This window comes from Catenulispora sp. EB89 (genome assembly GCF_041261445.1).
GTDB lineage: Bacteria > Actinomycetota > Actinomycetes > Streptomycetales > Catenulisporaceae > Catenulispora.
This window is the reverse complement of record NZ_JBGCCU010000023.1, coordinates 154,357-166,903: the sequence shown is the minus strand read 5'-3', so window position 1 is coordinate 166,903 and position 12,547 is coordinate 154,357. Positions and strand designations below refer to the sequence as shown.

Sequence of the window (12,547 nt, the reverse complement as noted above, 5' to 3'; positions counted from 1 at the left end):
ACTGTGGCTTCGCCCCGGGATGGGCTTCCCGGGGCGAAGCCGTTCCCGGCGGCCCGTCAGTGGGTTCGGCCGGAATATCAACACACTCACAACTCATGGGGAACCCGCGTATGTCATCCAGTTCCAACAGTTCCACCAGCTCCAAGAGCCGCCGCAAGGCCAAGACCGGCCGCGCGACGGCTCGCCGGGCCGCCGTCCTCGCGCTGACCGTGCCGGTCGCCACCGCCGTGCTGATCGGCCAGGGCACGGCGTTCGCCGCCGCGAAGCCCGCCGGCACCGCCACCGCACACCGCGCGCTGGACTCCGCCGATGATCAGATAGCGAAGAACCTCGACGCCCGGATCCAGGACCCGCGCCTGGCCGGCAGCACGCTGAGCGGGGTCGTCGTGGACGCCGGGTCCGGGCAGGACGTCTGGGGCCACAACGCCGCGACGACGCTGATGCCCGCGTCCAACATGAAGCTCGCCACCACCACCGCGGCGCTGACCGTGCTCGGGCCCGACCACCGGTTCACCACCAAAGTCGTCTACCAGGACGGCACGCTCACCCTCGTCGGCGGCGGCGACCGGGTCCTGAGCACCGCCGACCTCACCGCGCTGGCCACCACCGCGGTCGCCGCCCTGAAGCACGCCGGCGTCAGCTCGGTGCAGGTCCAGGTCGACGACAGCCTGTTCCCCGAGCCGACCCTGGCCACCGGCTGGAACTCCGGCTACTACGACGGCTCCACGATCGCGCCGGTGCGGGCTCTGGTGGTCGACGAGCACAGCGTGACGGACACCTCGGTCGACGCCGGCCAGGTCTTCGCCAAACAGCTGGCCGCGCAGGGCCTGACCGTCACCGGCGACGTGACGCACGGCCAGGCCAGCGGCGCGGACGTACCCGTGGCCGTGCACTACTCCCCGCCGCTGTCCGCGATCGTCCACCAGATGCTCAAGAAGAGCGACAACGACATCGCCGAGACCCTGCTCCGGATGACCGCCATCGGCGCCGGCCGCCCGGCGACCTTCGACGACGGCGCGGCCGTGGTCCGGCAGATCCTGACCGACGTCTACGACGTCCCGCTGCCGGGCTTCCAGAACTACGACGGCAGCGGGCTCTCGCGCTCCGACCGCCTGTCCGCCGAGACCATCTCGAAGATCCTCCAGGTGGACAGCGACCCGGCGTACAGTTGGCTGCTCAAGCCCATCGTGGACGGCCTGCCCGTGGCCGGCGAGGCGGGCAGCACGCTGGGCCCGGAGTGGGACCGCTTCACCACCCCCGAGTCGAAGTGCGCGGTCGGCAAGGTCATGGCCAAGACCGGCACGCTGACCGGCGCCATAGCGCTGAGCGGCTTCACCAAGGGCGAGGACGGCCGCTGGAAGGTCTTCTCGTTCGTGGAGAACAACGCCACCACCGCCAACAGCGACATCAAGCACACGTTCGACGGCCTCGCGGCGACGGTCAACGGCTGCTGGTCGTAGGCGGCACGCGCGTGCCGCGGTCTGCCGGACCGCGGCACGCGCAGCCGGTGCGACGTTGACAGCTATCGTAGACGGCGTCGAAGGGAGCAGAACCCGTGGTCACCGAGAACCCGGTCAAGCTTGCGGTGCTGATCGACGCCGACAACGCCCAGCCCGGCAACGCCGAGACGCTGCTCGCCGAGATCGCCAAGTACGGGACGGCGCACGTCAAGCGCGCCTACGGCGACTGGACCGGCACCAGCCTCAAGGGTTGGAAGGAGCACCTGCTCGCGCTGAGCATCCAGCCGATCCAGCAGTTCGCCTACACCTCCGGCAAGAACGCCACCGACGCCGCGATGGTCATCGACGCGATGGACCTGCTGTATTCGGGCCGCTTCGACGGGTTCTGCATCGTGTCCTCGGACAGCGACTTCACCCGTCTGGCCGCCAGGATCCGGGAGTCCGGTCTGATCGTCTACGGGTTCGGGGAGCGCAAGACGCCGAAGCCGTTCGTCGCGGCGTGCGACAAGTTCATCTACACCGAGAACCTCGCGTTCACCGACGAGGTCGTCCCGGAGACCGCGGCGAAGCCGGCCACCCGGACCGAGACGTCGAAGCTGCGCGGCGACGCGAAGCTCGTGACCCTGCTGCGCAACGCGGTGGAGGCGGCCAGCGACGAGGACGGCTGGGCCGGCCTGTCGAGCGTGGGCCAGATCCTGACGAACCAGCAGCCGGACTTCGACTCCCGCACCTACGGCTTCCCCAAGCTCAGCAACCTGGTGATCGCCACCGGCCTGTTCGACGTCGACCGCCGCAGCGCCGGCGACGGCGCCTCGGCCCAGATCCGCGTTCGGGACAAGCGCTACGAGTCGCGGGCGTAGGCGGTAACAGCGGCGAGAAGGACGAGAAGGAGCAGACCCATGACCGGCACCGCGTCCCCGTCCGACAGCGCCCCCGAGCCCCGGCCCGACGCCCGCGACGACCGCTACGACCGCGGCCTGGCCCTGCTCACGCAGGTCGGCGGGGAGAACACGGCCCGGGTGCTGGCCGGTATGGCCGACATCGCGCCCGATCTGGCGCGGCTGACCGTCGAGTTCTACGCCGACATCTACTCCCGGCCCGGGCTGACGCTGCCGCAGCGCCAGATCCTCAACATCGCCGCGCTCACCGCCCTGGGCACGGCCGCCCCGCAGCTGCGGCTGCACATCGACGGCGCACTCAACGTCGGGGTCACGCCGACCGAGATCGTCGAGGTGATCATCCACATGACCGTGTACGCCGGGTTCCCCGCGGCGCTCAACGGGCTCGGCGTCGCCAGGGCCGCCTTCGCGGACCGGACCGACCTGGACTGGTCCCCGGTTCCGGCCCCCGCCGCCGCTCCCGCCGACGAGCCCGAGACCGCCGAGCAGCGCTACGCGCGGGGCCTGGCCGCGCTGCAGGCCATCGACGGCCAGGCCGGCGAGCGGGTGCTGGCGGCGCTGGCCCCGGTCGCGCCGGACTTCGCGCGGCTGCTGGTCGAGTTCTCCTTCGCCGACATCTACTCCCGGCCGGGCCTGGACCTGAAGACCCGCGAGCTGGCCACGGTCGCCGCCTGCACGGCGCTGGGCACCGCCGCCGCGCAGCTGCGCGTGCACCTCCACGGCCTGCTCAACGTCGGCGGCACCCGCGAGGAGGCGGTCGAGGCGATCATGCAGATGGCCGGATACGCCGGGTTCCCCGCGGCGCTGAACGGCATCGCGGCGGCGCGCGAGGTGTTCGCCGAGCGGGACGCGGCCGGCGAGTAGCCGTCTTCGGAACCACCCCGGATCGAGCCCGGAGTGGCCACTGTCACAGTGGCCGCCCCGGGCTTCGTGTTTGCGAAACGGATCCGTTTCGATACGATGGAGTTCCGAGACGACACCGTTCCGATACAGATTCGTTCAGCAACTCCTACCGCAGAGAGTGGGGTGAGCACCGATGACCCAGACCATCACCAGTACCGGCACCGCCGAGACGACGCAGGCCGGCCACGCCCCCGGGCGCAAGCGCGACTCGTCCCGGGACGACGCGCTGTGCCAGGCCGCGCTGGAGCTGCTGGCCGACGTCGGCTACGACCGCCTGACCATCGACGCCGTGGCCGCGCGCGCCGGAGCCGGCAAGGCGACGTGCTACCGCCGCTGGGCCGGCAAGGCCGAGCTGGTCGTCGACGCGATCGGCCGGATGAAGGCGGCGCTGGAGCTGCCCGACACCGGCACGCTGCGCGGCGACCTGGTCGCGCTGACCTGCCACTTCCACGACCCCGAGGACACCTTCCGCACCGAGGTCCAGGCCGGGCTGGTCTCGGGCCTGGTGCGCGACGCGAAGCTGCGCGAGGTGTTCGCCGAGCAGTTCATCGCCCCGCGCAAGAAGGTGTTCCGCACCGTCTTCGAGCGGGCGATCGAGCGCGGCGAGATCGCGCCGGTCCCGAACTACGAGCTGATCTCGGACATCGTCCCGTCCATGGCCTTCCACCGGATGATCATGACCGGCCGGACGCCCGACGCGACGTTCATCCAGAAGATCCTGGACCAGATCGTGCTCCCCCTGGTCACCGCCCCGAACCAGGGCGGTACCCAGAGCCCTGCCCCAAGCCCCACCGAAAGTCCCACGAAGACAAGGACCCTCTCGTCATGACCGAGTCGACAGCACAAGTCCTCGACCCGAGGCGGTGGCGGGCCCTGGCCTTCATCGCCCTGGCCCAGCTGATGGTCGTCCTGGACGGCACCATCGTGAACATCGCCCTCCCGTCCGCCCAGCGCGACCTGGGCATATCCGACGCCAACCGGCAGTGGGTGGTGACCGCCTACGCCCTGGCCTTCGGCGGTCTGCTGCTGTTCGGCGGACGCATCGCCGACCGCTGGGGACGCCGCCGCGCCTTCCTCATCGGCCTGATCGGCTTCGCCGGCGCCTCCGCGCTGGGCGGTGCGGCCGTCAACACCGCCATGCTGCTCGGCGCCCGCGCACTGCAGGGCGCGTTCGGCGCGATCCTCGCCCCGGCGGCGCTGTCGCTGCTGACCGTCACCTTCACGCAGCCGAAGGAGCGCGCCAAGGCCTTCGGCATCTACGGCGCCATCTCCGGCGGCGGCGCGGCCGTCGGCCTGCTGCTCGGCGGCCTGCTCACCGAGTACGCGAACTGGCGCTGGACGCTGTACGTCAACGTCCTGTTCGCCGTGGTCGCGGTGGCCGGCGCGGTCTTCGAGATCAAGGAGCCCGAGGGCACCCGCAACCACAACCGCCTGGACATCCTGGGCATCGTGCTGGCCGGCGCCGGACTGGCCTCACTGGTCTACGGCTTCAACAAGGCCGAGACCGACGGCTGGAGCTCGACCACCACGCTCGGCTTCATCATCGGCGCGGTGGTGCTGCTCGCGGCGTTCGTCTTCTCCCAGACCCGCGTGGCCGCCCCGCTGCTCCCGCTGCGCGTCATCACCGACCGCAACCGCGGCGGCGCGTACCTGACCATCGGCATCGCAGTGGTCGCGATGTTCGGCGCGTTCCTGTTCCTCACCTACTACCTGCAGGTCGTGCTGGGCTACAGCCCGCTCAAGAGCGGCCTGGCGTTCCTGCCGATGGTCGTGGGCATGATGGCCGGTGCGACGCAGGTCGCCGTCCGGCTGCTGCCCAAGGTCCCGACCAAGTTCCTGATGGTGCCCGGCGCCGTGATCGCCGCGCTGGCGATGCTGATCCTGACCCAGATCTCGGTCGGCGGCTCCTACCCCACGCACGTCCTGCCCGCGCTGCTGATGCTCGGCTTCGGCATGGGCCTGGTGTTCATGCCGGCCATGAACCTGGCGACCCACGGCGTCCGGCCGCAGGACGCCGGCGTCGCCTCGGCGATGGTCAGCACGTCCCAGCAGGTCGGCGGCGCGATCGGCACCTCGCTGCTGAGCACCATCGCCAACAGCGCCACCGCGAACTACGCCAAGAGCCACGCCGCGGGCGTCCACTCCGCGGCGGGCGGCGCGCAGCTGAAGCTCTCGGCCATGGTCCACGGCTTCTCCGTCGCCTACTGGATCGCGGCCGGCCTGCTGACCGTCGCGGCGATCTCGGCGGGCGTGCTGATCAACGCCCGGCCGCAGCAGCACGGCGGCCGCCCCGAAGGCGGCTCCGGCACCGGCACCGGTGCGGGGAACGCCGACACCGTCGAGGACGCGGTCCCGGTCTTCGCACACTGACACCAGAACAGCACGAACTGCCCGGCCGCGGCACCACCCCCCGCCGCGGCCGGGCAGTGGGGGAGATCGACATGCACACGACGTTGCAGACTCCTACTCAATCCCCGGCCGCCGGGGCGACCGCGGCCACCGCGAGCTCCACGGCCACTACGGCCACCGGTGCCACCGCCGCCATCCTCGACGTGGCCCGCGAACTCGGCATCGCGCCGCACCGCGTGAAGCGGTTGCGCTCGCGCATGCTCACGGTGCTCGTGGCCTGTTGTTCCGGCCTCGGCGCCTGGATCGTCTACCTGGCGGTCTCCATGCCGACCGGCTACCGCTCGAAAGCGTGGTCCGCCGCGTGGGTCGGCTTCGACATCCTGCTGCTGCTCGCCCTGACCGGGACGATCGTGGCGGCGATGCTGCGGCGGCAGATCGTCGTCATGCTGGCGGTGTTCACCGCGACACTGTTGTTGTGCGACGCGTGGTTCGACATAGTGCTCGACTGGGGCACGTCCGACGTGTGGGGAAGCCTGGCCTCGGCGGCGTTCATCGAGGTGCCGCTCGCGCTGTTCCTGTTGACCCGGGCCCGCAAGCTGGTCCGGGTCGCGGTTTCGCGGCGCTGGCACGAGCTCGGGCTGCCCGGCGAGCCGCCGGCGCTGTACCGGATCCCGTTGTTCTACTCGGGTGAGACCGCGACGGCGACGGCCGCGTCGGCAGCCGCGTCCGGGCCGGAAACGACTGTCGGCGAATAGGTTCGGAACAAGTTCTCAGTCGGCGCTCTCATCGGAATCAGCCCCCTGACCAAGCTCGGTCAGGGGGCTGATCTCGTCTCGGGCACCTCAGAGGCTGCTGGCGGTGATGTCGCCCTGCGAGGTGGTGGCCTTGACGGTCAGGCCGGCGCCGGCGCCTTCGCTGTTCCGCAGCGCGTTGCCGATCCGGCCGCAGGAGGTGGCGGCGTCCAGGATGCCGGACACGCCGGGGGCGGCGACGACCGTCAGGTCGCCCTGGCCGGTGCGCAGCTCGACGCGGCCGGCGTGGGCCTCGGCGATGGTGATGTCGCCCTGGCCGTTGCGGATCTGCGCCGGGCCGGTCAGGCGGGCCACGCGGACGTCGCCGGCGTGCACCTTGAGGTGCGCGCTCGCGGCCTCCTCGACGCTGACGGTGCGGTAGCCGCCTTCGAAGGCGACGTCGCCGAGGCGGCCGGTGGTGTGCAACTCTGCGGCACCGGCCTTGCCCTCGATGCGCGAGCCGGCGGGGACCTCGATCGTGACCCGCAGCGCGCCGCTGCCGAGCAGCCGATTGGCGTCGGCGGTCGCGATGCGCAGGACGCCGTCGTGGAAACCGACCTCGGTCTGGCCGGCGGCCTTGACGTCGCGGCGCTTCGAGGCGTCCGCGGGTGCGATCTCGACGACGGTGTCGGTGCGGTCGGCGGCGATGACGCGGACGCTGTCGGCGGGGATGTCCAGGTTGACGAAGACCGGGCCGGGGGTGGCGAACTTCTGCATGATGCGCTCCTTGGTGGTTTCACCTCGGCGGGCCTGTCCGGCCCGCCCTCACGCATCCACTGTCGGCGGGGGCGCTGACGCCGGTCTGACGGCGTCCTGACACGACCGCTGACACGGCCGGCTGTCAGGACCCGCCGTCACGGCGCAGCCACACCACCGACTGCCACGGCCACCGCCGGACTCAGCTCACGAACCCCCGCGCAGCTTCGACAGGGCCTCGGCCAAAAGGATCTCCGCGTCGGCGTCGGTACGCCGCTCGCGAACGTATTCCAGGTGACTCTTGAAGGGAGCCGCCAGCGCCGCGCTCGGCGGGTTCTCGGGGTCCGGGCCGGCGGGCTGGCCGCAGGCCTGGCACTCCCAGGTCTCCGGGACCGTCGCCGTGACCGCGAAGACCGGCCGCGTCACGTGGCCGCTGGCGCACCAGAAAGTCACGGTGACCTGCTCGACCGTGTTGCCGCGTTCGGACTCACCCATCGGTCCCGCGCCGATCCTGCTGCCACGGATGCCGCTGCTTCGAGCCATCGTCTGGAGCCTCCTGTGGGGTGACGGCCGGCCCCTGACCGAGTGGTCGAGCCGTACCGACATCACGACAGTACGCCGTCGCAGCCGCCACTCTGATCACGAAAAGGGAGCAATACGGGCCGAGGGGCCGGTGACCCGGGGCCGGAGCCGGTCGATCGCGGCCGCTCAGCGGGTGGTTTGTCGGGTTCACGAGAGTGGCGCTCACTCGTCAGAGTGTGTGCCGATACTCACGATCTCGCTGGAGTTCGCAGTGAGTTCGCTGAGACACGCGCGCAGCCTCCCGTGCCATCGCGGCATGACGCAGTGTCATGTGATGCTCAAGGTCTCCTCAACGCGGGTGGCCCCGGCGGCGCCGACGTCTTGACGAGTCCCCGGAACGCGAGTTCAATCACGTCGTGAAATAAGGGTTGCCCACGTCCTGAAACAAGTCCGTCACCTGGCTCGCCCTCCCCCACAGGCGAGTCGCCTGCAAGCCCTAGTTCGCACCGGGTGCGGCCGGTGATGCCCAGCGCTCCTCCGCGTGGGTGCCGTGAAACGGCCCGTCTCTCCCTCAAGCCACGTGGCGATCTCAGCCTGCTCCACCCCACGAAGGACAAACCAGTACAAGGCGGGAGAAGATGAGACACTTGCGCATCACGCGACTGTTCGCGCGCGGTCCTGCGAAACGGCGTCGAGCCGGCGGTGCCGGTCGGGCCGGCAGTGCCGGACGCGCGGCCCTCGGCCTGGCGATGATCTCGGCCCTGGCGGTGACCGGCGCGCCGTCCGTCGCGCACGCGGCGGGCAGCAGCCCGTTCGGCGGGACGGCTGCCGCGATACCCGGCACGGTCCAGGCCGAGAACTACGACACCGGCGGCCAGGGTGTGGCCTACAACGTCACCAGCACCAACGGGTCGGCCAACAGCTACCGCACCGACGGCGTGGACCTGGAAGCCACCACGGACACCGGCGGCGGCGATGACGTCGGCTGGACCGCGACCGGCCAGTGGTTCGACTACACCGTGAAGGCGGCTTCGGCCGGGACCTACACGGTCAGCCTCAGACTCGCCTCGCCGAACGGCGTGACCGACGGCCTGCACATCGCCAACGCCGCCGGGACGAACCTGTCGGGCGCGGTGAACGTGCCGGCCACCGGCGGCTGGCAGACCTGGGTCACCGTGACGACCAGCGTCACGCTCGCGGCCGGGCAGCAGACGCTGACCGTGTACCAGGACAACGGCGGCTGGAATCTCAACAGCTTCTCCTTCGCCAGCACGGCCAGCGGTGAGGGCCCCTACGGCGGGACGGCCGCCGCGCTACCCGGCACCCTCCAGGCCGAGAACTACGACACCGGCGGCCAAGGCGTGGCCTACAACGTCACCAGCACCAACGGGTCCGCCAACAGCTACCGCACCGACGGCGTGGACCTGGAAGCGACCACGGACACCGGCGGCGGATACGACGTCGGGTGGACCGCGAGCGGCCAGTGGTTCAAGTACACGGTCAACGTCGCATCCGCGGGCACGTACTCGGTCGGGGTACGACTGGCCGCGCAGAACGCCGTGACCGACGGCCTGCACATCGCCAACAGCGCGGGGACCAACCTCTCCGGCAACATCAACGTCCCGGCGACCGGCGGCTGGCAGAACTGGACCACCGTGTCGGCGAGCGTCACGCTGCCGGCCGGCCAGCAGACGCTGACGATCTTCCAGGACAACGGCGGCTGGAACATCAACGACCTCACGGTCGCCACCGCCGGGATCGACAGCTCGGCCTGGTACGAAGTGGTCAACCAGAACTCCGGTCTGTGCGCGAGCGCGGCGAACAGCGGGACCGCAGACGGCACCGCCGTGCAGCAGGCGACGTGCACCGGCGCGTCGAGCCAGCTGTGGCAGTTCGTCTCGGTGGCGACCGGCGAGTACGAGGTGCTGAACCAGAACGCGCAGTCCGGCGGCGAGAGCTGGAACATCACCGGAGGGGTGACGGCCACCGCGGCCGGCGCCCTGCTCCAGACCTGGCAGTACGGCGGCACCAGCAACACCAACGAGCTGTTCGCGGCCAATCTGCAGTCCAACGGCGACTACACCTTCGTCGCCGACAACTCCAAGCTCTGCGTCGACACCCCCGGCGCCTCAACGGCGAGCGGCACGCAGCTGGACCAGAACACCTGCAACGGCACCGGCGCGCAGGCGTTCAGCCTCGTGGTCCCCACCGGCGGCTGCGGGACCAGCTGCGGCGGCACGCCGGACTTCGGTCCGAACGTGTTCGTCTTCGACCCGTCGATGTCGTCCTCGACGATCCAGAACCAGATCAACTCGGTCTTCAACTCGCAGCAGAGCAGCGAGATGGGCACCGGCCGCTACGCCCTGCTGTTCAAGCCGGGCACGTACAACGTGGACGTCCCGGTCGGCTTCTACACCCAGGTGCTCGGCCTCGGGCAGTCCCCGACGCAGACCACCATCGACGGCGGCGGCGTGCACGCGGACGCCAACTGGAACGGCGGCAACGCGACCATCAACTTCTGGCGCGACGCCGAGAACCTGACGGACAGCCCGTCCTCCGGCGACACGGTGTGGGCCACCTCGCAGGCCACCCCGCTGCGCCGGATGAACATCAACGGTAACCTGGAGCTGTCGCTCAACGGCTACTCCTCCGGCGGCTTCGTCGGCGACTCGGTGGTCACCGGCCAGGTGAACTCCGGCAGCCAGCAGCAGTACATGTCCCGGAACGACCAGTTCGGCAGCTGGAGCGGCGCGAACTGGAACATGGTGTTCACCGGGTCGACCGGGGTTCCCGGTACCAGCTTCCCGAGCCCGCCGGACACCTCGGTCGGGACCACGCCGACCATCTCGGAGAAGCCGTACCTGTACGTCGACGGCTCCGGGAACTACAACGTGTTCGTGCCGGGCAACCAGGCCAACCGGTCGGGCACGAGCTGGAGCAACGGCAACACCCCCGGCAGCTCGCTGCCGATCAGCTCCTTCTACATCGCGAAGCCCGGCGACAGCGTGGCGACGATCAACTCCGCACTCGCCTCGGGGAAGAACCTGCTGTTCACCCCGGGCATCTACCAGATCAACGGCACCATCAACGTGACCCGGCCGGACACCGTCGTGCTCGGGCTGGGCCTGGCCACGCTGGTGTCCAACGGCGGCAACACGATCCTGTCCACCTCGGACGTCGACGGCGTCCACATCGGCGGGCTCATCTTCGACGCCGGCACCACGAACTCGCAGGTGCTGGTGCAGATCGGACCGTCCGGTTCGAGCGCGAGCCACGCCGGCGACCCGACCGTGCTGTCCGACGTGTTCGCCCGCATCGGCGGCGCGACGGTCGGCCGGGCCACGCAGACGGTGGTGGTCAACAGCTCCAACGTGATCGGCGACGACCTGTGGCTGTGGCGCGCCGACCACGGCAACGGCGGGACCGTCGGCTGGAACACCAACACCGCCGCGAACGGTTTGGTGGTCAACGGCGCCAACGTCTCGATGTACGGCCTGGCCGTCGAGCACTACCAGGCGGTCCAAACGCAGTGGAACGGCAGCGGCGGGCGGGACTACTTCTACCAGAGCGAGATGCCGTACGACGTGCCCGATCAGGGCTCGTGGTCGGACAACGGGGCCCGCGGGTTCCCCTCGTTCGACGTGTCCGGCTCGGCCACCGGATTCCAGGGCTACGGCCTCGGCGTCTACTGCTTCTTCAGCACGAACAACGGCATCGTGTCGGACAACGCCTTCACCTCGGAGGCCTCCGGCGCCAGCTGGCACGACCTGGTGACGGTCTCGATCACCAACGCCGGATCGATCGCGAACGTGATCAACGGCGTCGGCGGCCCGACACCGAGCAACACCTCGGCGGTGGACGTGACGAGTTATCCGTGACGCCGGCTGAGTGATCGCCGGATGACGGCTGACACCGTTTGATCGCGGCGGGTTCGCGGGCCTGAGGGCTCGCGGGCCCGCCGTCGCCGTTCCGCCGGGCCCTACTCCGCGAGTTCGGCGGCCTGCTGGCGGAGCGCGTGGGCGAGGGCGTCCGTCGCCGGCGTGGTGGGGCCGGGCAGACGCACGAGGCTGACACGGCGCCGTTCGTCGGGGACCCCCTCGATACCGACGAGGCGAACGCCCGGCGGGATCGCGGACAGCAGCGTCGACGGCACGGTCGTGACGCCGACGCCGGCCGCGACCAGGTGCAGCTTGGTCAGCCAGTCGCGCGCCGCGTGCTGCGCGCGGGGCCGCCCGGGCAGTCCCGGCCAGATGCCGAGCAAGGGCTCGTCGATGCCGGCCAGGCTGGCGATCCAGGTCTGGCCGGCGAGCTCGTCGGTGGTGACCGTGGCACGGTCGGCGAACCTGCCGTCCGCGGGCACCGCCAGGACCAGGCGGTCCTCCAGCAACGGCTCCACATGCAGCGGCGGATCGTCGGTGTCCGGCGAGCGGAACGGCGGCCGGGAGGACAGCAGCGCGAGGTCGAGGGCGCCGGTGCGCAGCGCCCGCACCAACGACGGCGTGGTGCCCTCGCGGGTGGAGACCTCGATCTGCGGGCGTTCGCGGCGCAGGACCGCCAGCGCGCGGGCCACGATGGCGGCTCCGGCGGCCGGGATGAAGCCGAGGCGGACCCGGCCGGTGTCGTCCTGCTCGCCGCGCAGCTCCCGGTCCGCCGCGTCCAGGGCGTCCAGCGCGATCACGGCGTGCCGCAGCAGCGCGCGCCCCTCGGCGGTCAACCGCACGCCGCCGGGATAACGGTCGAACAGCCGGGCCTCGGTGGCCTGTTCCAACGCGGCCACCTGCCGGGAGACGGCCGACTGCGTGTATCCCAGCGCCTCCCCGGCCGCCGTGAAGGTGCCCCGCTCGGCGATCTCGCGCAGCACCCGCAGGCCGAGCAACGTCACGTCCATGACCAAACAGCATATCCAGCATGAAGGACATTCGGTGGC

The 12,547-nt window shown here is 70.7% G+C and carries 10 protein-coding genes; 7 read left to right on the top strand and 3 right to left on the bottom strand.

Features of this window, described 5'->3' with window-relative positions; all coding sequences use genetic code 11:
• Positions 1-110: 110 nt before the first annotated feature.
• The 6 genes from dacB to ABH920_RS37205 all read left to right on the top strand — a co-directional run bounded on the left by dacB (position 111) and on the right by ABH920_RS37205 (position 6,366).
• Positions 111-1,460, top strand: a complete 1,350-nt coding sequence (gene dacB, locus ABH920_RS37230) for a D-alanyl-D-alanine carboxypeptidase/D-alanyl-D-alanine-endopeptidase (protein ID WP_370353974.1) — start codon at positions 111-113, stop codon at positions 1,458-1,460.
• Between the two features lie 95 nt (positions 1,461-1,555).
• Positions 1,556-2,320, top strand: coding sequence for an NYN domain-containing protein (locus ABH920_RS37225; RefSeq protein WP_370353973.1), 765 nt, complete (start codon positions 1,556-1,558; stop codon positions 2,318-2,320).
• A gap of 39 nt (positions 2,321-2,359) precedes the next feature.
• Positions 2,360-3,223 carry a carboxymuconolactone decarboxylase family protein gene (locus ABH920_RS37220; protein WP_370353972.1) on the top strand — a complete coding sequence of 288 codons (864 nt, stop codon included), beginning with the start codon at positions 2,360-2,362 and terminating at the stop codon, positions 3,221-3,223.
• A gap of 172 nt (positions 3,224-3,395) precedes the next feature.
• Positions 3,396-4,091 carry a TetR/AcrR family transcriptional regulator gene (locus tag ABH920_RS37215; protein WP_370353971.1) on the top strand — a complete coding sequence of 232 codons (696 nt, stop codon included), beginning with the start codon at positions 3,396-3,398 and terminating at the stop codon, positions 4,089-4,091.
• Positions 4,088-5,632, top strand: a complete 1,545-nt coding sequence (locus ABH920_RS37210; RefSeq protein ID WP_370353970.1) for an MFS transporter — start codon at positions 4,088-4,090, stop codon at positions 5,630-5,632. Before ABH920_RS37215 ends, ABH920_RS37210 begins: the two co-directional genes overlap by 4 nt.
• A gap of 71 nt (positions 5,633-5,703) precedes the next feature.
• On the top strand, positions 5,704-6,366 hold the full coding sequence (locus ABH920_RS37205) for a hypothetical protein (protein WP_370353969.1): 663 nt from the start codon (positions 5,704-5,706) through the stop codon (positions 6,364-6,366).
• Positions 6,367-6,453: 87 nt separating this feature from the next.
• Here ABH920_RS37205 and ABH920_RS37200 read toward each other — a convergent pair whose 3' ends face one another.
• Complete coding sequence (locus tag ABH920_RS37200; protein WP_370353968.1) at positions 6,454-7,119, bottom strand: DUF4097 family beta strand repeat-containing protein; 666 nt, start codon at positions 7,117-7,119, stop codon at positions 6,454-6,456.
• Positions 7,120-7,305: 186 nt separating this feature from the next.
• Positions 7,306-7,641, bottom strand: a complete 336-nt coding sequence (locus tag ABH920_RS37195; RefSeq protein WP_194905660.1) for an RNA polymerase-binding protein RbpA — start codon at positions 7,639-7,641, stop codon at positions 7,306-7,308.
• Between the two features lie 626 nt (positions 7,642-8,267).
• On the opposite strand from ABH920_RS37195, the gene ABH920_RS37190 reads away from it, so the two are divergent.
• Positions 8,268-11,498 carry a carbohydrate-binding protein gene (locus ABH920_RS37190; RefSeq protein WP_370353967.1) on the top strand — a complete coding sequence of 1,077 codons (3,231 nt, stop codon included), beginning with the start codon at positions 8,268-8,270 and terminating at the stop codon, positions 11,496-11,498.
• A 101-nt stretch (positions 11,499-11,599) separates the two neighbouring features.
• On the opposite strand, the gene ABH920_RS37185 is transcribed toward ABH920_RS37190, so the two are convergent.
• Positions 11,600-12,508 (bottom strand): LysR family transcriptional regulator, encoded by a 909-nt coding sequence (locus ABH920_RS37185; protein ID WP_370353966.1) that lies wholly within the window; start codon positions 12,506-12,508, stop codon positions 11,600-11,602.
• Positions 12,509-12,547: the final 39 nt, after the last annotated feature.

What these genes read in the sequence shown, in the direction of transcription:
- dacB (WP_370353974.1), top strand. Translation starts at nt 111, where the DNA reads ATGTCATCCAGTTCCAACAGTTCCACCAGCTCCAAGAGCCGCCGCAAG.
- ABH920_RS37220 (WP_370353972.1), top strand. Translation starts at nt 2,360, where the DNA reads ATGACCGGCACCGCGTCCCCGTCCGACAGCGCCCCCGAGCCCCGGCCC.
- ABH920_RS37215 (WP_370353971.1), top strand. Translation starts at nt 3,396, where the DNA reads ATGACCCAGACCATCACCAGTACCGGCACCGCCGAGACGACGCAGGCC.
- ABH920_RS37210 (WP_370353970.1), top strand. Translation starts at nt 4,088, where the DNA reads ATGACCGAGTCGACAGCACAAGTCCTCGACCCGAGGCGGTGGCGGGCC.
- ABH920_RS37205 (WP_370353969.1), top strand. Translation starts at nt 5,704, where the DNA reads ATGCACACGACGTTGCAGACTCCTACTCAATCCCCGGCCGCCGGGGCG.
- ABH920_RS37200 (WP_370353968.1), bottom strand. Translation starts at nt 7,119, where the DNA reads ATGCAGAAGTTCGCCACCCCCGGCCCGGTCTTCGTCAACCTGGACATC.
- ABH920_RS37195 (WP_194905660.1), bottom strand. Translation starts at nt 7,641, where the DNA reads ATGGCTCGAAGCAGCGGCATCCGTGGCAGCAGGATCGGCGCGGGACCG.
- ABH920_RS37185 (WP_370353966.1), bottom strand. Translation starts at nt 12,508, where the DNA reads ATGGACGTGACGTTGCTCGGCCTGCGGGTGCTGCGCGAGATCGCCGAG.